This window comes from Aphanothece hegewaldii CCALA 016 (assembly GCF_003007785.1).
Lineage (GTDB): Bacteria > Cyanobacteriota > Cyanobacteriia > Cyanobacteriales > Microcystaceae > Chroococcus > Chroococcus hegewaldii.
Genome location: NZ_PXOH01000040.1, coordinates 1 through 23,586, shown reverse-complemented (window position 1 = coordinate 23,586; position 23,586 = coordinate 1). Strand labels below are relative to the sequence as shown.

At 39.6% G+C, this 23,586-nt stretch carries 19 protein-coding genes and 1 pseudogene; 9 read left to right on the top strand and 11 right to left on the bottom strand.

The features are described 5' to 3' along the window. Window positions 1-311 precede the first annotated feature (311 nt). Window positions 312-1,796 carry a glycolate oxidase subunit GlcD gene (glcD, locus tag C7H19_RS22135; RefSeq protein WP_106459094.1) on the bottom strand — a complete coding sequence of 495 codons (1,485 nt, stop codon included), beginning with the start codon at window positions 1,794-1,796 and terminating at the stop codon, window positions 312-314. Between the two features lie 259 nt (window positions 1,797-2,055). After that, window positions 2,056-2,451, bottom strand: coding sequence for an AbrB family transcriptional regulator (locus C7H19_RS22130; protein WP_106459093.1), 396 nt, complete (start codon window positions 2,449-2,451; stop codon window positions 2,056-2,058). A 718-nt stretch (window positions 2,452-3,169) separates the two neighbouring features. Between C7H19_RS22130 and C7H19_RS22125 the strand changes: the two genes are divergently transcribed. Continuing rightward, window positions 3,170-4,213: an amidohydrolase family protein gene (locus C7H19_RS22125; protein WP_106459092.1), complete on the top strand. Its 1,044-nt coding sequence runs from the start codon at window positions 3,170-3,172 to the stop codon at window positions 4,211-4,213. A gap of 181 nt (window positions 4,214-4,394) precedes the next feature. Continuing rightward, entirely contained in the window at window positions 4,395-6,314 is a 1,920-nt protein-coding gene (locus C7H19_RS22120) for a transketolase C-terminal domain-containing protein (RefSeq protein WP_106459091.1), read from the top strand. A 41-nt stretch (window positions 6,315-6,355) separates the two neighbouring features. Here C7H19_RS22120 and mutL read toward each other — a convergent pair whose 3' ends face one another. Continuing rightward, entirely contained in the window at window positions 6,356-8,059 is a 1,704-nt protein-coding gene (gene mutL / locus C7H19_RS22115) for a DNA mismatch repair endonuclease MutL (protein WP_106459090.1), read from the bottom strand. 143 nt (window positions 8,060-8,202) lie between these two features. On the opposite strand from mutL, the gene ccmP reads away from it, so the two are divergent. Then, window positions 8,203-8,844, top strand: a complete 642-nt coding sequence (ccmP, locus tag C7H19_RS22110; RefSeq protein WP_106459089.1) for a beta-carboxysome protein CcmP — start codon at window positions 8,203-8,205, stop codon at window positions 8,842-8,844. Between the two features lie 156 nt (window positions 8,845-9,000). Further along, entirely contained in the window at window positions 9,001-9,390 is a 390-nt protein-coding gene (locus C7H19_RS22105) for a hypothetical protein (RefSeq protein WP_106459088.1), read from the top strand. A 1-nt stretch (window position 9,391) separates the two neighbouring features. Here C7H19_RS22105 and C7H19_RS22100 read toward each other — a convergent pair whose 3' ends face one another. Beyond that, a complete protein-coding gene (locus C7H19_RS22100) occupies window positions 9,392-9,937 on the bottom strand; it encodes a PadR family transcriptional regulator (protein ID WP_106459087.1) in 546 nt (181 codons plus the stop codon). A gap of 139 nt (window positions 9,938-10,076) precedes the next feature. Between C7H19_RS22100 and C7H19_RS22095 the strand changes: the two genes are divergently transcribed. Both C7H19_RS22095 and C7H19_RS22090 read left to right on the top strand, forming a co-directional pair. Further along, window positions 10,077-11,447 carry an ATP-dependent DNA helicase gene (locus tag C7H19_RS22095; protein WP_106459086.1) on the top strand — a complete coding sequence of 457 codons (1,371 nt, stop codon included), beginning with the start codon at window positions 10,077-10,079 and terminating at the stop codon, window positions 11,445-11,447. Between the two features lie 67 nt (window positions 11,448-11,514). After that, window positions 11,515-12,462 (top strand): DNA-methyltransferase, encoded by a 948-nt coding sequence (locus C7H19_RS22090; protein ID WP_106459085.1) that lies wholly within the window; start codon window positions 11,515-11,517, stop codon window positions 12,460-12,462. 3 nt (window positions 12,463-12,465) lie between these two features. Here C7H19_RS22090 and C7H19_RS22085 read toward each other — a convergent pair whose 3' ends face one another. Beyond that, window positions 12,466-13,347, bottom strand: a complete 882-nt coding sequence (locus C7H19_RS22085; protein WP_106459084.1) for a hypothetical protein — start codon at window positions 13,345-13,347, stop codon at window positions 12,466-12,468. Continuing rightward, entirely contained in the window at window positions 13,340-13,564 is a 225-nt protein-coding gene (locus C7H19_RS22080) for a helix-turn-helix domain-containing protein (RefSeq protein WP_106459083.1), read from the bottom strand. Before C7H19_RS22080 ends, C7H19_RS22085 begins: the two co-directional genes overlap by 8 nt. Window positions 13,565-13,737: 173 nt before the next feature. Here C7H19_RS22080 and ldpA point away from each other — a divergent pair, with 173 nt between their 5' ends. Further along, window positions 13,738-14,772 carry a circadian clock protein LdpA gene (gene ldpA, locus C7H19_RS22075; protein ID WP_106459082.1) on the top strand — a complete coding sequence of 345 codons (1,035 nt, stop codon included), beginning with the start codon at window positions 13,738-13,740 and terminating at the stop codon, window positions 14,770-14,772. Window positions 14,773-14,855: 83 nt separating this feature from the next. Next, window positions 14,856-16,601 (top strand): R3H domain-containing nucleic acid-binding protein, encoded by a 1,746-nt coding sequence (locus C7H19_RS22070; RefSeq protein ID WP_106459081.1) that lies wholly within the window; start codon window positions 14,856-14,858, stop codon window positions 16,599-16,601. 114 nt (window positions 16,602-16,715) lie between these two features. On the opposite strand, the gene C7H19_RS22065 is transcribed toward C7H19_RS22070, so the two are convergent. Next, on the bottom strand, window positions 16,716-18,119 hold the full coding sequence (locus C7H19_RS22065) for a hypothetical protein (protein WP_106459080.1): 1,404 nt from the start codon (window positions 18,117-18,119) through the stop codon (window positions 16,716-16,718). A gap of 130 nt (window positions 18,120-18,249) precedes the next feature. Between C7H19_RS22065 and C7H19_RS22060 the strand changes: the two genes are divergently transcribed. Further along, window positions 18,250-19,539: a glucose-1-phosphate adenylyltransferase gene (locus tag C7H19_RS22060; protein WP_106459079.1), complete on the top strand. Its 1,290-nt coding sequence runs from the start codon at window positions 18,250-18,252 to the stop codon at window positions 19,537-19,539. A 60-nt stretch (window positions 19,540-19,599) separates the two neighbouring features. On the opposite strand, the gene C7H19_RS22055 is transcribed toward C7H19_RS22060, so the two are convergent. The 4 genes and pseudogenes from C7H19_RS22055 to C7H19_RS22035 all read right to left on the bottom strand — a co-directional run. Then, window positions 19,600-20,361 carry a peptidase gene (locus tag C7H19_RS22055; RefSeq protein WP_106459078.1) on the bottom strand — a complete coding sequence of 254 codons (762 nt, stop codon included), beginning with the start codon at window positions 20,359-20,361 and terminating at the stop codon, window positions 19,600-19,602. Window positions 20,362-20,463: 102 nt separating this feature from the next. After that, window positions 20,464-20,700 (bottom strand): preprotein translocase subunit SecG, encoded by a 237-nt coding sequence (gene secG, locus C7H19_RS22050; RefSeq protein WP_106459077.1) that lies wholly within the window; start codon window positions 20,698-20,700, stop codon window positions 20,464-20,466. 25 nt (window positions 20,701-20,725) lie between these two features. Next, window positions 20,726-22,324, bottom strand: coding sequence for a 2,3-bisphosphoglycerate-independent phosphoglycerate mutase (gene gpmI, locus C7H19_RS22045; protein ID WP_106459076.1), 1,599 nt, complete (start codon window positions 22,322-22,324; stop codon window positions 20,726-20,728). 703 nt (window positions 22,325-23,027) lie between these two features. After that, window positions 23,028-23,513 (bottom strand): annotated as a pseudogene (locus C7H19_RS22035) (NAD(P)H-binding protein); the annotation flags it as partial. Window positions 23,514-23,586: the final 73 nt, after the last annotated feature.

The window sequence follows — 23,586 nt, the reverse complement described above, 5'->3', positions numbered from 1 at the left end:
TTTAGTACAAACTAAGAAATGCTCAATTGTACATCGATGAAATCTTACTCTGACAAGGGTACCAAGTAAAGTTTAAATTACAAAATGTATAGAATGATTGACGGGCTGATTACTCTTTAATGAAGCCTGAAAATTTTGTGAAACTCTTTCATTTTTAGATTAAGATTTTTATCATTGGTCTTGACATATTATCCTTTATATATTATTAAAATTTAATTCCTCAAAATCATCTAAGGCTTTGGAAACCAAAACGTGTCTTACCTTGCCTTAATTCGCGTCTACACGAGCTAAAACCTAAATATTTCAAGCCCCTAATATAATTCTGCGTCCTTAAATTCTTCTAACTTTCTGGCATTGGCAGCTTCTCCACAAGTACGCGGGGTGGGAAACATTTTACCAGGGTTGGCTAACCCTTTAGGATTAAAACAGCTACGAATGTACTGCATTGTTTCTAAATCAATCTCATTAAACATTTCTGGCATATAACAATTCTTATCAATGCCAATACCATGCTCACCCGATAAGCTTCCTCCCGATTTTACACAAAGTTTCAGAATTTCGCCGCCTAATTCTTCCACTTCTTCCCAGGCTCCTGCTACTTTGTTATCGTAAAGAATTAATGGATGTAAGTTCCCATCTCCTGCATGAAAAACGTTGGCAACACGATAGCCATATTTTTCACTCAGATGATTAATTTCTCGTAAAACATTGACGAGTTGAGTTCGCGGAATAACCCCATCTTGGACAAAATAATTAGCGCTGACTTTTCCTGCTGCGGCAAAAGCGGCTTTACGTCCTTTCCACAGTTTATAACGAGTTTCGGCATCATTGGCACTTGTTAGACTTCTTGCTCCGTTTGTTTGACAAATTTCGGCGACTCGTTTTTTATTAGCTGCGACTTCCACCGCTAAACCGTCTAATTCAACCAATAAAATAGAATCTGCATCCCTCGGATAACATCCAGTTGCGACTACATCTTCAACCGCATTGATACTGAGATTATCCATAATTTCCATACCAGCAGGGATAATACCCGCACTGATAATATCGGCTACTGATTGTCCTGCGGCTTCTATACTGGTAAAGTCTGCTAGGAGTACACAAATGGACTCAGGTACTTTGAGAATGCTAATGGTAATTTCTGTGGCTATTCCTAATGTTCCTTCACTCCCAACAAACAACCCTGTTAGATCATATCCTGGCATTTCCTGAACTGGGCCACCCACATCTATAATTGAACCATCGGGAATGACTAACTTGAGTCCTAAAACATGATTGGTTGTGACACCATATTTAAGACAGTGAACTCCTCCTGAGTTTTCGGCAACGTTGCCCCCAATAGAACAAATGATCTGACTGGAGGGATCTGGTGCGTAATAAAATCCAGCACCGTTAACCGCTTGAGTCACCCAGTTATTAATCACACCTGGCTGTACAATGACTCTTTGATTATCTAAGTCTACTTTTAAAATTTGTTTCATGCGGGCAGTCACAATTAAAACCCCGTCTTCTAAAGGTAATGCACCACCCGATAAACCCGTACCCGCACCTCTAGCTACCCAAGGTATCTCGTTTTCATGACAGATTTTCACAACTGCGGCGACTTGTTCGGTTGTGCGAGGCAACACGACTAATGCGGGACGTTGACGATATCCCGTAATTCCGTCACATTCATAGGTCAAAAGCTCATCTTTGCGACGTACTACCCCATCTTTTCCGACTACGGCTTCAAATTGCCCAATAATTTTAGTACGCCATTGGTTTTGAGGTGGGTTAAAGATATTCTTTAGTAACATGGGGAATTTTGCTGCGGTTTATTCCTCTATTTTGCCAAATTTTAGGGTTTGTTGTGACCAAAAAAGAAAATAAACTCTTCATTATACCACTTGAGCAACCACTGGGTCATCTTCAGTTCGACAAAAAAAGTCAGTTTTCTGAAATATGACCCTAATGGTTTGTAGATAGATAGAGATAAGAGTTAGAATTGGGAAAAATTGATTTTATCTGAATCTTCGGTTAGACAAAGAGTACCAGTCTTTGAATAGCCGAGCTTTTTTATGCCGCTTCTTCTTCAACTTCCCCAGAGCTTTCAACTTGCTTGAGATGAATATGCTTGTAACCTAACTTAATCTCAAATTCATCACCCGGTTTTAAACCCATCTGCTCAGTGTAGGTTGAACCAATGACGATTTGTCCATTTTTATGAACACTAACGCGGAATGTAGGTTCCCGACCGCGACCGTCTTTTATTCCATCAGGATCAAGGGGAACGCCTTTCGCACCTAAGACAGCATCATAAAAATCAGTTAAATTGACGCGGGTTTGACCATCTTTTGTAACTGAGTAGTAGCCACAGCGTTTTGCTGTTTCACGACGAGGTAAGTGAGCAAGCTCTTTTACTTTTTGAAGGAGAGCTTTTCCTGTTAATGGAGTCGATGAGATGTCAGTCATGACGTTTCAAATTTTCCTTGTTTTTGACTAACTGTCAATTAGTTTTATTTTACCAATTGATCATATCAAAAATATAACCCAAATTTTCTCAATTGTCACAAAAAAGTTTTGAGAATTGATCAGCTATCAAAAAAATGGAGTATTTAAGACGTTGAGTTTATTTTGAGTCACTGTGATCTGATTGAGAAATTTAATGATATGTCTCTTGCCACCTTCTGTATCAACTAAAATTAAAACAATACTCCGAAAGTCACGGATCATTTATCTTTCAAACCTTCTCAAGACAGACATTGTCTAAATTTATTGATGGACAAAGTAGGTATTTATCTAAAGTAAGCAACCAATTTTTACTCTTGTTCGATAGTAAGAGTCTTCAATCATCCTTCAGTTAACTGAGTTGGCACAAGTTATTTCCTCTTAAAGTCAATCACTATATCATCCTTTGAGCATCAGTAGGAACGTGAAGTGGGTAAATGTGCGATCTTTCTCAAAGTGAATTTACTAACGATCGATCTGAATGTAACTAAATCCTTTTTTGATGTCCTTTTTCCTCTATCACCTAATTCGGTCTTCGATTCTTAGGAATCACTGATCTTATTACATAAGAGCAAAAAGTCGCCTCTGTGCAATAGTCTTTTTCCCTAAAATTAATAACTCTTAACATAGTTTGAGAAATTTTCGTTATAGTTAAAGTAAAGCAAACGGGTAGGAGGATACTATGGCTTTGTATGCCGAGTTACACCGTCATTTAGGTGGGTCAGTAGTACCTCGGATTCTCTGGGGTTACTTTCAACGTTATCAATTAAGTAAGGCTCAAGATTTTCCCGAATATTCAGAATTTGAGGAGTATTATACCCGTGAACGGAGTAGTTTAGATGAGTATTTAGAATTACATACACTGGTCGAAAGTGTACAAACTCCTCAAGCTCTTCCTTATTTTATCTATCGTTTGATTCGAGGAGCCTATATCTTTGAAAATTTGGCTTATTTAGAATTACGCTATACGCCATATTATAGAACGGATGAAGCTTTAAGCCCCTCAGAACGGATCTCTCAAATGCAAATGATTGTTGAAATTGTCGGACAATCATCTCATGTCAAAGAATATCCCATTGTAACCAGTCAAATTCTATGTATACACTCTCGTTTACCCTATGAAGTGAATAAAGCGATCGTAGATTTAGCCTCTCAAATGAGAGAATATGTTTGTGCGATCGATATTGCGGGGGGTGATGCTCATATCGCAGAAAGATTAGATGAATTTATCGGATTATATCGTTATGCGCGATCGCTTGGACTAAAAACTACTGGTCATCTTTTTGAAACGACTAACGGTTGTTATCCTGAATTATTACCCTATCTAATGCGAATTGGACATGGAATCCAAATTCCCTTAAAATATCCAGAACTCTTAAAAGAAGTCGCACAACTCAACCAATGTTTAGAAGTTTGTCCGACCACTTATCTTAAAACAGGAACATTAAAAAATATATCTGATCTCAAAACTGTTTTTGATCGTTGTTTTGATGCAGGTGTAGACATCGCCATTTGTACCGATAATGCTGGACTTCATAACGTGCGTCTTCCCTTTGAATATGAAAATCTTTTAACTCATAACGTTATTGACTTTCAACAACTCGAAGCTTGTCAAGATGCAGCCTTCCGTCATGCCTTTGCTTGGCCTTATGGCAAACGTCCCGCTTCTATGTTAACGGGATTATTGCAAAAACCCCAAGACGAAAAGCAATTATTACCCTTCTAGAATGGTCTTAAACCTGTCGAAGTCGCCATTTAAGCCAAAAGTGATCAACTATTTTTCTTGCAACAGCTTGTCCTTATGGCAGGCTGTTCATGGTAGATTTTAGGGAAGATCCGGGCTAACTAATTTATTAGTCGTAGCCCGCTAAAATTGGCAGTTATCAAAAAATTAGGATGATTGAGTGATGACCGTAGCACAAGAACCCGTAACCTTTCCGATTGATTTAGGCGCATATAAAGAGATTAAATTAGATCCGAGCAGTTCTACTCTAACTGACGCTCAAAAAGCCGATTTAAAGGCAAATATCCAACTTTGTCGGGATGCGATCGTATTTTTTACCGCAACAGGCGCAGCTAGAGGCGTAGGCGGTCATACGGGTGGCCCTTATGATACAGTACCTGAAGTCGTGATTTTGGATGCACTTTTTAGAGGTAGTCCCGACCAATTTGTGCAGACTTTCTTCGATGAAGCAGGACACCGCGTCGCTACACAATACTTAATGTCCGTCCTTAAAGGTCATCTAAGCGCCGAACAACTAATGCACTATCGGGAAGCGAATTCTACTTTACCTGGACACCCCGAACTCGGCTTAACCAAAGGTGTACAATTTAGTTCAGGTCGTTTAGGGCATATGTGGCCCTATATTAATGGTGTTGCTTTTGCTAACCCCACTAAAACCGTTTTCTGTCTCGGTTCTGACGGTTCTCAACAAGAAGGAAACGACGCGGAAGCCGCAAGAATGGCAGTCGCTCACGGACTAAATGTTAAATTACTAATTGATGATAATGATGTGACGATCGCAGGTCATCCCTCTGGCTATCTCCCTGGCTACGACCTGAAAAAAACCCTCGGCGGTCATGGACTAACCATTCTAGAAGGCGATGGGGAAGACCTAGACGACCTCTACAGCCGTATTATTCAAGCCATTAATACCCCCGGACCTGTTGCCGTCATTAACAAGCGTAAAATGTGCGTGGGGATCGAAGGATTAGAAGGCTCGACACATGGTCATGATGTCATTTCTGTCAAGCTTGCTCTACCCTATCTTGAATCTCGCGGTTTAACGGCGGCGGCCGATGTTCTGCGATCGATTCCAACCCCTAAAAATAATTATACTTTTATCGGTTCGGGCGACAACTGGGGATCTAACCGTAACGTCTTCGGTGATGCAGTTGTATCAATTCTTGCCCGCATGAGTCCCGAAGAACGCAAAAAAAGCGTTTTAGTCATCGATAGCGACTTAGAAGGTTCTTGCGGTTTAAATAAAATTCACGCCGCAAACCCCGAAATCTTCGTTAGTGGCGGTATTATGGAACGGGGAAACCTGTCGGCGGCTGCGGGTTTTGGTATGGAAGAAGGCAAACAGGGGATTTTTGCCACCTTTAGCGCGTTTTTAGAGATGTGTATTTCTGAAATTACGATGGCGCGGTTAAACTTTTCTAACCTATTGTGTCATTTTTCCCATGCGGGTATCGATGATATGGCTGATAATACCTGTCACTTCGGTATCAATAATATGTTTGCCGATAATGGGTTAGATGATGGTTATCCAACTCGTTTGTATTTTCCTGCTGATGCAGCCCAAATGACGGCGGTTGTTGAAGCTGTTTTTACTAACCCCGGTTTACGGTTTATCTTCTCGACTCGTTCTAAAACACCGAATATCCTAAAAGAAGACGGTACACCTTTCTATGGTGAAGGTTATACCTTTACCCCCGGAAAAGATGAAGTTATCCGTGAAGGAACCGCAGGTTATATCGTTAGTTTTGGTGATGCTTTGTATCGTGCTTTAGATGCGGTTGAACGGTTAAAACAAGAAGGTATCGATGTCGGTTTAATTAATAAACCCACCCTAAATATGATTGATGAAGAAACGATGGCCAAAATTGGTAAATCATCTTTTGTCATTGTAACTGAAGCCTTCAACCGTCGGACTGGTTTAGGTTCGCGTATGGGGTCTTGGTTACTCGAACGGGGTTACACACCAAAATATGCTTATCTCGGTACTCATCATGAAGGTTGCGGTGGTCTTTGGGAACAATACCCCCATCAAGGAATAGACCCTGTTGGCGTGATCAAGAAAGTTAAAGAGTTAATTGGCTAAAATTTACTAAGGCCTCGAACTATTTTCGGGGTCTTTTTAATTTAACTAATTCCGTGACTTTTCCCTATTACCCAATGACGACGGAAATAACGAGACAGGGAAGACTCTTCCAAAGATAAGTAAATGGGTCTACCATGAGGACAAGTTCTAGGATTACGTGTACATTTCCATTGATTTAAAATTGTCTGCATTTCAACTAAAGTTAAAGCAGTTCCATTTCTAATAGCACTTCGACACGCTGTAGCGACTTGTGCGGTTTCTAAATCTCCTCCCCAACTTAATTCTATTAAAGCTTCTTTACAATCATTTCGTTCAGATAACATTTTCGGTGCGCTACGAACGGCCCAAAGTTGTTCCCCAAAAGTTTCTATTTCTAATCCTAATTCTTTTAATTGCTCAACTTGACGCTCACTAAGTTGTTTTAAAATAATTGGAGTCTCTAAGGAAATAATCTCCCAATGATCCTGTAACTTTTCATATAACACCCTTTCATGTGCAATATGTTGTTCAACTAACCATAAACCGTTGTCATGTTCCGCTACAATATAAGTATTCCGTACTTGGGCAACGGCAATTAATTCGATTAATCCCAAATCATCTTTAGATTTAATCGTCTCGCTTTTTGCTGTGGGTGTAAAGTGATAGCTACTTTTCTCCTCTGCTGCTTTAATCAAATTACTGACGCGAGTATTATAGAAAGCAGTACTCAGGTTTGCAGGACTAATTTTTAAAGCTTGATCAATGGCATTTTGAATTTGTTCTTGCCAAAATGAAAGAGATTGCAAATATATTTCAGATTTCGTCGGGTGTCTATTCCAATCAATCAAACTCGGACACGTTTGTAAGTGTAAGAAACAGACAGGATATCGATCGCGTGGTAAAGTTCTAGCAAAGGCAGTAATAATCGTCTGTTCTAAATCAGAATTACGGATCATACGACCATTAACTGCAATTTTAACCCAATCGAGACGATGACGATGACAACGATCAGGTAAACCAACCACTAATTCAATTTTAGAAATAGTTCTTTGAATATTAGAACAATCATCTTGAGGAGTTTCTATATCTAAAGTTAACGCTTGTAAATCCGTATGATGAACGCTTTTGAGGATTTGCGGTAAAATGTGATGAGAACTCGTACTAGGACTAATCTTAAACCAAGGTGTATCATCACGGGTTACTTGCCACGTGACAGAAGGATGACACAACGCGACTTGATGAATTAAAGATTGTATCCCTTTAAGTTGCTGGTTAATTGCTCTTAAAGCGTTGCGACGGACAGGAAGATTATTAAACAAGTTAGAGACTGTAATAATTGTACCTGATGCGATCGCTGCGGCTGTTATATTTTCGATTTCCCCATGTGGAGTATAACGCACACGCCATCCTAAATCATCATCCCATACCGAACGACTAGCAATCTCTAATTCAGCAACTTGAGCAATACTGTGTAAAGCTTCGCCCCTAAATCCTAAACTGGTAATACGCCATAAATCATCATGACTATAAATCTTACTGGTACTGTGTGGCTGACTACAGACTTTTAAATCGTCTAAGATCATACCATTGCCATTATCAGACACTTGGATGCGCCATAATTGAGGATAGATAGAGATCACGATTCGATTAGCTGTTGCATCAAGCGCATTCTCTACTAATTCTCTAACGACTGCTACTGGAGAATCAATAACCTCACCAGCAGCAATCAAATTAATGACATCAAGTGGTAAGGATTGGATTTTCATTACATTAAGCGGCTAAAAAAATCACTTACCCATGATAACAATCTAGTGCATCTGATCGCGTTTAGAATTGCCAACGCAACTTAACAGAAAACCCTTCAGAATACGCTAATCTAACTAGGGGAGAAATAAGGAGATTATTTAACTTGGGTGTCGAACTTCGTAGCTACGTTTATTTAGATAACTTGCAGCAACAACACGCCGCTTACATTGGTACAGTTGCACTAGGATATTTACCCATACCAGGAGATGCGTCTCTGTGGATTGAAGTTTCACCCGGTATAGAAATTAATAAAATTACAGATATCGCGCTTAAATCGGCTGTCGTGCGTCCAGGAGTCCTATTTATTGAACGATTGTACGGACTTTTAGAGATTCATTCTAGCAATCAAGGGGAAGTTAGAGCAGCAGGACAAGCGATCGTACAATATTTAGGAGTCACTACCAGAGACTGCATCAAACCGCAAGTCGTCTCCAGCCAAATTATCCGTAACATAGATCCGTACCAAAGTCAATTAATTAATCGAAATCGTCGCGGACAAATGTTACTCGCAGGACAAACATTATATGTATTAGAAGTTCAACCCGCCGCATATGCCGCATTAGCCGCCAATGAAGCTGAAAAAGCCGCTTTAATTAATATTCTACAAGTAACAGCAGTCGGAAGCTTTGGACGACTTTATTTAGGGGGAGAAGAACGCGATATACTTGCGGGATCTCGTGCGGCGCTCGCTGCGATTGAAAATGCACCAGGTAAACCCCCTAATATCGCTGAAAAAAAAGAATAATACCAACTACCCTATATGTAAATAAATACCGAAATTGTAGGGGTTTGGTCTCCAAACCCTAGATTTGACTAAAATTAAAAACCAATTCTTAGAAAAAATATTCATTTCAAGAGAAGCCAAAATCAGAGATAAACATTAAGCTAAGAAAAAAAACCTATGAAATTCTCGCTCATTTTATCTACAGTATTATTGACTACACCTGTAATAGCGGCTGAATATGAAGGAAAAAACATCGATAATCAAAAGTTTCCTGCAAAAGCCTACTATCAGAAAACAGGTGGCGTGTATGACGTAATGGTAGAATTTAAAGGAGATCGAGCAATCCTCTATTTTACCGATGATAGTCAGGTCATCCTAAATCTAGGAACACCGCGTATATCAGATCCTAACAATATCATCGGCTACGGAAGAATCGGATTTATTCCCATTAATCGTCGTTTCAGTTTTGGATTAGAATCAAGTGACTCAAATAATGATATCGGTTCTCCTACTCCAAGAACTGCCGAAGATGTCTGGAAAATTCAACTCGATCCCAATAACCTCTAAACTACTCCGAAAGCATCTTATAAATTTCGCGCTTTAACTGAGTTAGTAAGTCGCGTACTTGTAAGGTTTGTTCTGGTGTACCACTACGAGCGACAATTGCGATCGCATCATTTAATTCAGTCACCGATGTTCGTAACTCCATCAGTTCGGGTGACGGTTGACCGCGCATTGACTCTTTCTGGGGTCTCTGACGCTCATTGAGTAACTGTCTACCACTCTCTGTGATAGTATACACCCGTTTATCATCTACTGCCTCACTGGTCAAATAACCCCCATCTTCTAACATCTGAAGTGTTGGATAAACCGAACCTGGACTAACACGACAAAACCGTGATTCTAACTCTTTAATCAGTTCATAACCATGTTTTGGGTTTTCTGATAGGAGTTCTAATAAAATAAACTTGATTTCACCGCGTTGCATCCGAGGTTGATCTCCCCACCCTCTTTTCGATCCTCTGCATTGGCTAAACGATTGATTTCTTTCAAATTGGGGGCCAAAATCTGCTCCTGCCCATGCTGGAGCGTAAAAATAGGTATATCGAAACATCTCTATTTCCTCTAATTTGATACATAACGATATATCGTTATTTTTAATATATCTCGATATATCGAAAACTGCAACGAGAGAATCAGACAAATTCGAGAGTAAACTGGAATGGAAACAATAGTATTAACCTTGAAAGCGAATGAGCCTAAAACAACAGAAAACAAAGCAACGAGTAAAAATACAGCCAGAATCACCCATATTCAAGCAATTGAATGACCAACAAAAATCGGCTCTTTTTGCAATGCGATCGTTTCTCGACTCTGACGCTCATTTTTTCTTACTCAAAGGTTATGCAGGAACGGGGAAAACCTTTACCATCCAAGCACTCATCCAAAAATTGCAAAGCGAAAATAGAAATATTTGGATAGCTTGTGCTGCACCCACTCACAAAGCAGTCAAAGTGCTAAAAAATATGGCTGATACTTGGAAAATTCAAAACGTTGATTTTGCCACAATTTATCAGCTTCTTGGATTAACGTTAGACTACGACGAAGAAGGAGGACGAACATTAGTCGAAGGACGAGACTCTAAACTCAAAAAATACAAACTCGTGATTTTAGATGAAGCGTCGATGGTGTCTTCTAAATTATGGCAACTCCTATCTACAATCGTCCCAAAACGCAATGTAAAAGTAATCTGCATGGGAGATCCTGCACAATTACCCCCCGTCCACGAAATAGAATCACCCGTGTTTAGTGCAATTTCCGCACAAGCTGAACTGACACAAATCATGCGAAATCAAACCTCAAATCCTATCTCGACAATGATTCAAACGGCACGAGAACAAGTCTTTACCCAAAATGGTTCTCTAGTCACCCACAGTAATTTTAGCCCTGATCAATCTCAAGGAGTATGGGTATTAGAAAAATCAAAATGGCTACAACAGATGGTAAAAGCGTTTCAGTCTCCTACATATCAAAAAAATCCTGATTATGTTAGAGCGATCGCATGGACAAACAAAACAGTAGACTATCTAAATCATCATATCCGTCATGCTCTTTACAAAGAGGCAGATCAGCCATATGTCGCGGGAGAAAGACTTATCGCAAAAGATACAATTTTCGATCCCTATGAAGAAGAAGAAACAATATTAATGAATGCCAGTGCCGAATGTCAAGTAATTACAGCCGAATACCGTAGTAGTTCTGGTTATAACTTTTGGCGATTAAAAGTCGTGGATGAAGAAGAACAAGAACATATTTTGAAGGTATTAGATGCGTCTTCTTATGAGAAATTTCAAGCTGATCTTGCTCAAAAAGCCGAACAAGCGCGAACTAAAAAATTAGACAAGGTCAAAAATCCTTGGGAGAATTACTGGACACTGAGAAATCGCTATGCTCAAGTTAATTATGCCTATGCTATGACCAGTCATAAAGGACAAGGTTCAACATTTCAGAATGTTTTTGTAGCACAAAAAGATATTTTACGCAATCCAAATGAAATAGAACGTTACAAAAGCCTTTATGTCGCTTATAGTCGCGCTTCCGATCGATTAATTATTCAGGTTTAAAAAGAAGGTTCGTGCTTGCGTAAAAGACCCAATCAACTATGATGACTATAAGTACCTCTTGAAAAATATGACTATTCCACTGAACCCTATTACTGCCAACCTTCCCCTATTTATGGGGTTGGATAGAAAGCTGATCATTAATGTGGAAGATCTCGATCAAGTTGACTACAACCAAGCTAACGTTATTTTGAATGGAGAAGCATTAGAAGTTCTAAAAAAATTGCCAGATTCTATCATACAGACAGTTGTTACCAGTCCTCCCTATTATGGTCAACGTGATTATTGTACCCAAGACCAAATAGGAATAGAAAAGACCCCAAATAACTATTTAAACCGTCTTCTTGAAATATTTGATCAGATAAAAAGAATTCTAAAAGAAGATGGCACACTTTGGCTTAATATCGGCGACAAGTATATAGATGGTAGTTTAGCGGGACTTCCTTGGCAATTAGCAATTGCTCTTAAAGAAAGAAACTGGATTTTAAGATCTGATATTATTTGGTACAAACCCAATGCAATGCCATCCTCTGTACAAAATCGTCCAACAACTGATCACGAATATCTATTTTTATTTGCCAAAAACCCAAAATACTATTACGATGCGGATGCCATCCGTGAACCTCATGTAACCTTTTCAGACAATAGTAAAATGCGAGGAGGACGTAACCACCTAGGCAAAAAAGGAGGAACACCAGAACAGGGAAAAAATGCTGGTAACTCCAATTTACATAATGGTCGTTGGGATCAAGCATTTCACCCAAAAGGCAGGAATAAAAGAACTGTTTGGGAAGTACCACTCTCCAAATTTAGAGAAGCTCATTTTGCCGTTTTTCCAGAAAAGTTAATAGAACCCTGTATCAAAGCAGGCGCACCCGAAGGCTCGTTAGTTCTTGATCCATTTTTTGGTGCAGGAACCACAGGACTTGTTTCTCTTAATTTAGGACGCAAGTTTATCGGTATTGAACTGAATAAACAGTACTGTGAAATAGCAGTAAAAAGAATTTTTTCAATCTAAAATTTATATAAAAGAGCGAAAGACTTCGAGCAAGCGTTCAAATTCTTTAATCAGTATTGGTTCTACTTCATTAACTTGATTTGGATTTTTGTCAATGTGAATAACATTCTGACAATTTAATTGATTTAAATTACCTGTCCAAGACTCTGCAATAATAATCGGTATACATTCATACCCAGATTGACTGGCTACTGATATTGCTTTATGAATGTCTCTAGTAAATAATAAAGCATGACCGCCGCCCATTGTTTCGCGTGTTTTAACTGGGATAAGAATAGTACCTTGCTTTCCGCTTACTTTGATATCATATGTTTCACCATCAAGCTTAATTTGAGTTTTATCAACCAAAAGCTCAATATTATTTTTGACAAAAATCTCGTTAAGATTGCGTCTGACAATTTCCTCGAACAGATTTCCTTTAATAGAACGACGACTACCTTCTAATCGATCAATCATGACTTCAAAAATAGGTAGCCAGTCCCATCTTTCACGCTCAGGCAAAACACTAAACGCATACTGTCTGACTTGATTTATTAGTTCAGCTTTACGCTCATTTTGTGTTCCACTAAAACTCTTTAAAAATCCTTTTAACCGTTGTTCTGGAGCATCTCTAAAAATCCATCCTAATAATAACCACTTTGCTTTATTTTCAGAGTATGGACGAGCTATGCCATCATATAATTTCAAGTTATTGGGAATTTTACGCTCAAAATATGTTTTAATTACTCTCTTGGCTTTAGATACATCTTGCTCTTTAACAAATTCGTAGAGTTCAACATAACCCTCAGTTTGTAAGAAAATTATCAAATCATCAAAAAAAGGTTTATTTAAATTAGCAACAATCACTAATTCTTTAAGACGTATATTATCAGGAATGCTACTCATCAAAAAACTCTTTTGGCGAAATACATAAAGCATCTGCAATTTTTTTAATATTTAAGAGACTTATATTTCTTTCTCCACGTTCAACCCCTCCGATATAACTTCTATCAAGCTCACACAAATGAGCTAAATTCTCTTGAGACAGTCCACGAGTATTTCTCAAGTGACGCAGACGCTCCCCAAATTTTTTTTTAATATCTTTCTCATTCGGTGTTGTCATAAAAATAGTAAAAAAGATTTGATGCTTTTAAGTCCACGGACTTTAAGTACCAAATGGACTAATCTAAAGACAAACCTCTTTTTTTGTAGTACAATGTAATTCAAAGTGAAATTAATGAGGATAACCGATCATGCACACTTTCTAATTACCCTGATTTTCGTTAAACTATAAGAGTGAACAAACCTTACTCGCCTTTGAATTCATTAGAAGAAGGTCACTGGTTTAAGCTGATTTGTGGCGCAAGTTATCAAGACCTTCCAACGATCCGTAGTTTATCTCTAGCTTATACACTTGCTGGAGTAGATTGTATTGATGTTGCGGCTGATCCAGCAGTGATTACAGCAGCAAAAGAGGGAATAGAAGCAGCCCAAAACAGACCCGATAAACCTTGGTTAATGGTTAGCTTAAATGATGGAGAAGATCCGCATTTTCGCAAAGCAGAATTTAACCCCGAACTTTGTCCTTTGAATTGTCCTCGTCCTTGTGAGAGCGTTTGTCCAGCAAGCGCGATCGATCATCAAGGAGTCATAGATCAGCGTTGCTATGGATGCGGGCGATGTATTCCGATTTGTCCAGATCAAATTATTGTAGCGCGATCGTATGTCTCGACACCAACGGCTGTAACATCATTCTTACAAGAAATGGGCGTTGATGCCATTGAAATTCATACTCAGGTAGGACATTTAGAGGATTTTAAAAGACTTTGGAGTGAAATTAAACCAATAAGTGAGCAGCTAAAATTATTAGCCATTAGCTGTCAAGATCATCCAAATCTCATTCCTTATCTTACGGCATTATCCAAAACCATTAACCCTCTATCGTGTCCTCTAATATGGCAAACTGACGGTCGTCCCATGAGTGGTGATATCGGGAAAGGAACAACCCATCCAGCGATAAAAATGGCACAAAAAGTCTTATCGAGTGAATTACCCGGTTATGTCCAACTAGCGGGAGGAACAAACCATCATACAGTGACCAAATTAAAAGAAATGGGACTGCTTAAGACACAAAACGGAATTTCTGGGGTTGCTTATGGAAGTTATGCTCGTGCCTTACTACTGCCCATTTTAGAAGAATTAGAGAGTCAAAATCAGCCTTTAGAAAATCATAGGGAATACTTAAAAGAAACCGTCAGTAAAGCTTATTCTCTAGTTGGTCAACTAAAGTCAGATTTTTTGAAGTTACCTCCCTCATTTCTGGCCGATTGACGATATCCTAGTGGGTAAGTTGATCCCCTGTCAGCAACTCTGTTTTAAAAAAAACAACTCAATTAATAACCTATATCACATTGATGCCAACACAATTGTCTTCTCAACGGTCGCTTGTAACTGATGATTTGCACAAATTACTGGACATCTTGCCAGAACCAATTTATCAGAAAATTGAGACGCACCCCTTACGGGATCAGTTAGTAGAAGTCGTTATGGACTTAGGTAGACTACCCGAAGCTCGTTTCCCTAATGAGGCGGTGTATTTAGGTGATATTCCAGTTACCAAAGAAGATTTACAACATTGTATCGAACGAGTCGGAACGTTTAGCGGTGATAACCGGGCAGGAATTGAACGAACCTTGCATCGGATCAGTGCCATTCGCAACCGTACTGGAGAAATTATCGGTTTAACCTGTCGGATCGGTCGTGCGATTTTTGGGACGATCGCTATGATCTCAGAATTAGTCGAAACCGGAAAATCGATCCTTCTGTTAGGTCGTCCAGGAGTCGGAAAAACAACCGCATTACGCGAAATTGCCAGAGTTTTAGCCGATGATCTCCATAAACGAGTCGTGATCATCGATACCTCTAACGAAATTGCGGGCGATGGCGATATTCCTCATCCAGCGATCGGACGGGCGCGACGAATGCAGGTGGCAAGTCCAGAACTACAGCATCAAGTAATGATTGAGGCCGTGGAAAATCATATGCCCGAAGTGATCGTCATTGATGAAATTGGCACAGAATTAGAAGCCTTAGCCGCGAGAACCATTGCTGAACGGGGGGTACAGCTAGTGGGAACCGCACACGGCAACCGACTCGAAAACTTGATCAAGAATCCTACCTTATCAGATTTGGTGGGAGGAATTCAAGCTGTTACTTTGGGAGATGAAGAAGCAAGACGACGCGGTTCACAAAAAACCGTACTTGAACGAAAAGCCCCGCCAACTTTCGATATTGCCGTCGAAATGATGGAACGACAACGCTGGGTAGTGCATGAAGATGTATCTGACACCATTGATCTCTTACTCAGAGGGCGTGTACCTGCATTACAAGTTAGAAGCGTTGATGAAAATGGGGATGTCCAAATTACTCAAGAAAATCCTACCCCTGAACCTTATAGTAATGGACAACAAAATGGAGGTTTAAGCTTACCGGCTCGTCCCTCTGGATGGCGTGCTTCTGGGCGAATGACTCCACTCGCTGCACCTAATAGTATGCCCAAAAAACCTCATGATGATTTTGAGCAAATGCTTGAACAGTCTTGGTTTGGCTCAGAACCTGAGAGCGAAAAACTGCGGAACCCTGGGCCAAATGGGGAAGATTGGCCAGTGTATGTTTATCCTTATGGGATAGGTCGCGCTCAAATGGATCAGGTGGTACAATTATTAGATTTGCCGATAGTCTTGACAAAAGACCTAAATGGTGCTGATGCGGTTTTAGCGTTGCGATCGCAAGTAAAAACCCATTCTAAACTTAGACAAATGGCCAAAGGTCGTCAAATTCCGATTCACGGCATAAAATCTAATACTATTCCCCAAATTAGTCGAGGTTTAAAACGAATTTTAGGCATCGATGATCCTCAGTCAGAGGCGACAGATATTCGTCTATTTGCCCACAATGGCAGTGATGATGAACTCGAAGCCCTCGAAGAAGCCAGATTAGCCGTAGAACAGATTGTAATACCCACCGGACAACCTGTAGAATTATTACCGCGATCGGCAAAAGTGCGGAAAATGCAGCATGAGTTAGTCGAACACTACCGCTTGCAGTCCGATAGTTTTGGGGAAGAACCTAACCGCCGTTTACGGATCTATCCTGCGTGAAATGAACCTCACCCTAACCCTCTCCACCTCCCCCTAACCCCCTCCTAAAGGAGAGGGAACTATAAGGAATCTGTCTATATATGGAGAGGGAATTATGAGGAATTAGATTAAAGGTTACTGTCTAATCCCACGAATTACCCCCCGTTCGGTAACTTTTTGTTCCTTAGAATAGCCTGCAAAAGTACGAGTTGCTGTAACTTCAATTTCGACACCTGTACCAGAACGAAGATAGTCAGGATCAATGGGAAGTTTTCCGATAGCGAGAATAAAGCGATTTCCCTCAAAAGTGACTAATTCTGGAGGCACTTCGCCTTCATATTTAGTCATAAAATCTGTCGCACGGTAAGAAGCATCATCAGATTGAGAAACACGATATTTTATGCGAAATTTTGAGCCAATTAGATTTGACTGACTCGCTTGATCGACTAACTCTAACTTTAGGTTGTTGCCATTTCCCGAAATACCTGTACTTTTTAGCTGAACCACATCACGATTATAAACCGCATTATAAACCACCATTTCTGTAACATTATTGCGCTTTTGGGTGGTAGCTTCGAGCCAAAGATCATTAGGTAAAACGGCTTTAATATCACCTGTTTCTTCTAAACTCAAAGTAACAGGTTTATTAGCAAATTTTTCAAAAGGCTGCGGTGCATTCCAAATCAAAATAAAAGAACGCTCCATCCGTTCCACTAAAGCCAAATACTGATCATCAATCACTGAACCTGGGGCAAATAAAGCGATCGCACCCGTTCTCGTTTCCCATTTATTTTTCGATAAAACAAAACCGCGATCTTTTAAAGCAGCCATTGTCACGGCGGCGCTAGGTTGATCAGAAGTTAAAGGCTGATCTAAATTAATCAGTGTTAGTTTGCCTGGGCGACCATCTTTCCCAACTCGACCGCTAGTTCCACTCTTACCATCTAGACCATTTTGACACCTAAACTCGCGGGTTGTACAGCTATAGTTCGCATCGCCTGGTTTACCCGTACAAGTCGGAACCGTCCAATAAACTTGATTACAACCACAGCCTTTACCGCCATTACCCCCCGCCCCTGGTTGTCCACCTTTACCACCCGCCGCATTGACAAAGACTTGGCGAAGATTGGCAGGATTTGAGGTATAAATCGTTAATGCGCCACCATCGCCACCATTTCCACCATCGCCACCATTTCCACCACTACCCCCGTTAGCGCCCTGTAAATTGCGGTTTGGCTCTTTCGGTTGGTCTTTGCAATTACTATCTTTCCCAGACGCTCCACTATCGCCATCTGTCCCACTTTGTCCCGCTAAATTAAGATTGAGTGGGGAACCATCGGAAAAAATCGTTAAACTATCGCTATTTTTTCCATTATTACCCAGTTGTCCGTTTTGTCCATCTTGTCCTCTACTGCCAAATTCTCTAATTTCCTGTCCCCAAGCAGCCCAATGACAATGATTTGAGTCAGCAATTGACGAAAAGACGTAAGGGAGCGTGAGAAATACAAATACTAGCGAGAGCTTACCAGGCAACTTCATGGAACGTTTAAACTTTAATACTTTTTATTTGACAGACTTCTCATCATAGACTTTTGTTTCCTATTACCTAATCGGTGTAAGATAGTCCTAAACTTGATTTGAGAGATCACAGGCAATCGCGAGGTTTTTCGTGAAAAGAGTCTTAGCTATTATACTTGGAGGCGGCGCAGGTACTCGCCTGTATCCACTAACCAAACTGCGGGCTAAACCAGCAGTACCCTTAGCTGGAAAATACCGCTTAATCGATATTCCAATTAGCAACTGTATTAATTCCGATATTCACAAAATATATGTTCTGACGCAATTTAATTCTGCGTCTTTGAACCGACATCTGAGCCGAGCATACAATTTTACTGGTTTTTCTGAAGGTTTTGTCGAGGTTTTAGCCGCTCAACAAACGCCAGAAAATCCTCAATGGTTTCAAGGAACGGCTGATGCAGTTCGTCAGTATAGTTGGATACTTGAGGAATGGGATGTTGATGAATTTCTGATTTTATCAGGAGATCATCTCTATCGTATGGACTATTGTCATTTCATTGAACGTCACCGAGAAACCTTAGCAGATATTACGCTTTCGGTTGTTCCAATGGATGAAAGAAGAGCATCTGAATTTGGTTTGATGAAGATTGATCAGCAAGGGCGGATTATTGATTTTAGTGAAAAGCCAAAAGGTGATGCTCTCCGACAAATGCAAGTAGATACGAGTATTTTGGGCTTAAGTTCTGGACAAGCTCGACAGTATCCTTTTATTGCGTCAATGGGCATTTATGTTTTCAAAAAACAGGTTTTAATTGATTTACTCAAGAAAAATGCTGAACAAACTGACTTTGGTAAAGAAATTATTCCAGCGTCGGCGACTGATTACAATTTACAAGCCTATTTATTTAAAGGTTATTGGGAAGATATCGGAACAATAGAAGCTTTTTATGAAGCTAATTTAGCTCTGACTCAACAACCTTTACCGCCTTTTAGTTTCTACGATGAAAAAGCTCCGATTTATACTCGGACTCGCTATTTACCCCCTACGAAAATGCTCAACTGTACGATTACAGAATCCATGATTAGTGAGGGCTGTATTTTAAAAGATTGTCGAATTCATCATTCTATCTTAGGAATTCGGACTCGCGTTGAATCAGACTGTACGATCGAAGATACAATGCTCATGGGGTCAGATTATTATGAATCTTTCCCAGAACGAGAAACGCTGGTACAACAAGAAAAAATCCCCATCGGTATTGGTACTGGCTCAACGATTCGTCGGGCAATTATTGATAAAAATGCTCGCATTGGCAAAAATGTTTTAATTATCAATAAAGATCGGATCGAGGAATCTAATCAAGAGGATAAAGGTTTTTATATCCGCAGTGGTATTGTTGTTGTCTTAAAAAATGCAACAATTCCCGATCGAACAGTAATTTAAAACCAGTTTGTTTGAACTAATAAACTATCAGGGTTTGGTTTTCAAACCCTTTTTTTTTGTTCAAGAATTAGGAATTGTCCAACCGAGTCTAGTAGGTTGTTGATAGATTTTTTGCAGTGTATTAATATCCCTAACTGAAATTGTTGGAGTGTTACGAACTTGAGAAAAGTATAAAGCATCGGTTTCGACAGGACTATGACCCCAAATTCCCAAAGCGTGACCCATTTCATGACGGGCGGCGGAAAGTATTGAAAGTTCACTTAATCTCGGACTAATTGAAATGGTCATCCGATGAATTAAAGTCGCTGGCTGATTTTGAGTGATTTCTAAATCATAGCGAGTTTGTGCGGTTCGAGCGCGTGGTATTTCTAATTTTCCATCTGGATTAATAGTAGAAGATAGAGGCGGAAAATCTCTTTTAATTATAATATTAGCTATTTCTTTTTGTGAAACTTCTTCAAGTGGTAAATAAATATTCCATTCTTGAATCGCTGTCTGGACTGCATTAACCCATTTTTGAAACTGTTGATAACTAGCTGTTGTTGTATCTGAATCTATCGGTCGCTCTAAATATACATTTATGGGAAATTGTGTCCAAATTAAAGCACCAATGGGAAGCGAAACCAGACTAGAAAAATAATCACCTTGCTCATTAGTATTTTGCCATTTTTCTAGTGTAGTGGGTAATGGATGAATTTGTAACGCGGGTAAAGTAGGTTGAGTTTCTTGTGCTTGTAGAGATGTTTTAAAGATAAAAAAACTGGCAACAATTACCAGTCCTAAAATAAAAGAAAGAAAGTTAGTCAAAAAATTTCTTTTCATAAATTTTAATATTTTTGAAAGGGATTTTACAGTCACCAGTCACCAGTCATCAGTGAGGAATAGTCATTTTTCCTTTACTGTTTACTGATTACTGATTACTGTTTACTGATTAACTAACCAACCAGCACTTAAAATCACAGTCAAAGCCATAAAAATAATGGCTAATGTCCAAGTAATTTGATTAAGGGTTTTTTCAGCCGTTTTTGCACTGGTAAATAATTGAGCTTGTCCACCAATTCCGCCGAGTCCATCGCCTTTGGGACTATGTAATAAAACCAGAATAATTAAAAAACTTGCTGAAACTGTCCAGAGAATTTGTACAATTAATGTCGCTGTCATGTTTTTTGGCTTTAAGAATTATATTTTACAGAGAAATGCGTATCGGAGTTCGGTTTTGTTTAATTTCAAACTCCGAGGGTTTAATTAGCGATCGCCCGGTCATTTCTGACGGTACGGGAATTTGTAAAATTTCGAGAATGGTTGGCGCGATATCGGCTAATCGTCCATCATCTCTTAATTCTACATTAGTACCATGACCTAGAATTTTACGTTTTTCCCCTTCTATTAGAATAAACGGTACAGGGTTTGTTGTGTGGGCTGTCCAAGGATTCCCTTCTTCATCGCGCATATATTCAGCATTGCCGTGATCTGCTGTAATTAAAGCAGTTCCTCCCATTTTATTGACGCTTTCTACAACTTTTCCCAAATAGTAATCAACGGCTTCAATGGCTTGAATTGACGCTTCGATGTTTCCCGTATGTCCCACCATATCGGGGTTAGCATAATTCAGAATGATTAGAGAGTAAATCCCTTTTTCGATCGCTGTACAAACCGTTTTGGTAACTGCTTCGGCGGACATGAGAGGGGCTTGATCATAAGTCGCCACCATCGGACTTTGAATCAATTCACGATCTTCCCCATCAAAAGGTTTTTCTAAGCCACCATTAAAGAAATAAGTCACATGAGGATATTTTTCAGTTTCGGCGAGCCTAAATTGACGTAAACCTTCTCTTGCAACCACTTCACCCAAAATATTGTTTAAATTTTGCGGCTCAAAAGCAACGGCGACGGGTAATTTTGCATCGTATTGAGTAAGTGTTACAAAACCCAAAGGCTCGATTATCTCTCGGTCAAACCCATTAAAATCTCGCATTGTAAGGGCATGACATAGCTGTCTAGACCGATCAGGACGAAAATTATAGAAAATGACTCCATCACCTGCTTCTATTGCTCCTGGGGCTATCCTAATGGGGGGGATAAATTCGTCGGTAATATTTTGAGCATAGAAATCTTCTAATACTTGTGTCGCGCTGCGTCCGTCTCCTGTGCCGTCAGTCGTCATGACATCGTAGGCTTTTTGGACTCGATCCCAACGACGATCACGATCCATCGCAAAGTAACGACCACTAATCGTTACAATTTGGCCAATCCCAATTTTATCAATATGCTCTTGTATTCGCGTCAGTGCTGTAATTCCTTCTGTAATGCTGGTATCTCGACCATCTGTAATTGCGTGGATACAAACCTCTGGCATAGCTTGTAATTTAGCAAAGTCTAATAATCCTAATAAATGATCAAGATGGGAATGAACACCGCCTTCTGAGCATAAACCAATTAAATGCAGTTTGCCACCCCTAGCACGTACTGATTCAGACATTTTAACTAAGGCTGTATTGTTGAAAATTGAGCCATCTTCAATTGCATCAGAAATTCGGACTAATTCTTGTGGGACAATGCGACCAGCACCGATATTCAGGTGTCCCACTTCTGAATTACCCATTTGACCGACAGGTAGTCCTACATTTTTTCCAGAAGTATGAATTAATGTTCGGGGATAAACTTCCCACAAACTATTCATTACAGGGGTTTTGGACAATGCGATCGCGTTGGCTTCTTTTTCTTTGCGATAGCCCCAACCATCTAAGATAATTAGCACCACCGGCGATACAGGTGCTTGAGTCATGACACTGCTCTATCCTAATTCAATCTCTGCACCTAAGATAATACCACTGAGTTTAAAATTTCATCAATTGAAGTACCAAAGATAGACAAGATGATTGTAAAAAAGTTTCTTCTCACATTCTTGATGTTGTTTGAGCAAATAACGCTTTAAAGTCAGTTGTAATAATCGCTTCAGGTGTATTTTCTGGTATGGATATCAGATCAAACGCCTTGTTTCTTGCATTGCTTTCTCTAAGGGATTGTACAACGACTTCGGCGACATCGGCTCTGGGGATCGAGGTAGGAATACCATTGGGCGGATTTGTCAGGAAAGCATCATATGATTGAAACGAGTAATTCTCTCACTCCTCCCGTTTGATCTAATAAGCCGCCAGCCCGAATAATGGTATTGTAAAGTTTTAACGAAACTATAGCTAAATCTAAGCAAATAAATATAGTTAAATATTAGCTATAGCACCTGAAAAACTTAATAGTCCTTAAAGTTATCAGGTTGTCAACAAGGAAAAGTTAACTTGAACTCTTAACATTATAAGCTGTTGACGTAAAAACTTTAGCTCACTAGAACAATTGCTGAAACAATCAAAGTAGTCGGGAAGGCTAACGTAAGTTAGGGACTCTGTAGAGGTTGTGTAGTTCAGCCAGCAGAGTTAAAATACTGCAAAGCTAATCAATAGTCGGTGTAATATTTGACTATAAAATTAGTAACTATAATCTATGCCTGAATTAATTAGATATTGTTCGGCTTTCCGTTTCCAGATCAAAATCTTTCCGTTACCCAGACTGTTTAAAGGATGATTTTCATTCGTTCCACCCATCGAACCGACTAAAACAATGTGTTCAATTCCCTGTTTTTTGGCTGCATCAATTTGATTTTTTTGACCGAGCCAATCAATGGTTTCTGGCATTTCTCCAGGTGAAAATTCAAAAACTGGTCTTTCTCCGGCTTTCGGCGGTGCAACCATTTTTGGAATCGCACTGGTTAAAATAACTAAGGCTTGACATCCAGACATTGCTGGTTCAAGGGCTTTTTGATCTAGAATATTTCCTATGATCAATCCTTTGCTTGTCCCAAATAATTGTAAAGCTTTATCTCTTGAACGAACAAACCCGATCTCTTCAAATTCATCTGAGTTTTGTTTTAGCTTTTGTAACACTAAAAAACCTGTTTTACCTGTTGCACCCGTAACTAATGGGACTTAAACGAGAAACCAGAGGAAATAAGGGTAGAATAATTACTATGTAAACGTCTCACGTTAAATTGAT

Coding starts and splice junctions, on each gene's coding strand:
- C7H19_RS22095 (WP_106459086.1), top strand. CDS start 10,077: ATGAGCCTAAAACAACAGAAAACAAAGCAACGAGTAAAAATACAGCCA.
- C7H19_RS22120 (WP_106459091.1), top strand. CDS start 4,395: ATGACCGTAGCACAAGAACCCGTAACCTTTCCGATTGATTTAGGCGCA.
- secG (WP_106459077.1), bottom strand. CDS start 20,700: ATGACAGCGACATTAATTGTACAAATTCTCTGGACAGTTTCAGCAAGT.
- C7H19_RS22105 (WP_106459088.1), top strand. CDS start 9,001: ATGAAATTCTCGCTCATTTTATCTACAGTATTATTGACTACACCTGTA.
- gpmI (WP_106459076.1), bottom strand. CDS start 22,324: ATGACTCAAGCACCTGTATCGCCGGTGGTGCTAATTATCTTAGATGGT.
- C7H19_RS22055 (WP_106459078.1), bottom strand. CDS start 20,361: ATGAAAAGAAATTTTTTGACTAACTTTCTTTCTTTTATTTTAGGACTG.
- C7H19_RS22090 (WP_106459085.1), top strand. CDS start 11,515: ATGACTATTCCACTGAACCCTATTACTGCCAACCTTCCCCTATTTATG.
- C7H19_RS22100 (WP_106459087.1), bottom strand. CDS start 9,937: ATGTTTCGATATACCTATTTTTACGCTCCAGCATGGGCAGGAGCAGAT.
- C7H19_RS22065 (WP_106459080.1), bottom strand. CDS start 18,119: ATGAAGTTGCCTGGTAAGCTCTCGCTAGTATTTGTATTTCTCACGCTC.
- C7H19_RS22080 (WP_106459083.1), bottom strand. CDS start 13,564: ATGACAACACCGAATGAGAAAGATATTAAAAAAAAATTTGGGGAGCGT.
- C7H19_RS22125 (WP_106459092.1), top strand. CDS start 3,170: ATGGCTTTGTATGCCGAGTTACACCGTCATTTAGGTGGGTCAGTAGTA.
- C7H19_RS22085 (WP_106459084.1), bottom strand. CDS start 13,347: ATGAGTAGCATTCCTGATAATATACGTCTTAAAGAATTAGTGATTGTT.
- C7H19_RS22070 (WP_106459081.1), top strand. CDS start 14,856: ATGCCAACACAATTGTCTTCTCAACGGTCGCTTGTAACTGATGATTTG.
- C7H19_RS22130 (WP_106459093.1), bottom strand. CDS start 2,451: ATGACTGACATCTCATCGACTCCATTAACAGGAAAAGCTCTCCTTCAA.
- glcD (WP_106459094.1), bottom strand. CDS start 1,796: ATGTTACTAAAGAATATCTTTAACCCACCTCAAAACCAATGGCGTACT.
- mutL (WP_106459090.1), bottom strand. CDS start 8,059: ATGAAAATCCAATCCTTACCACTTGATGTCATTAATTTGATTGCTGCT.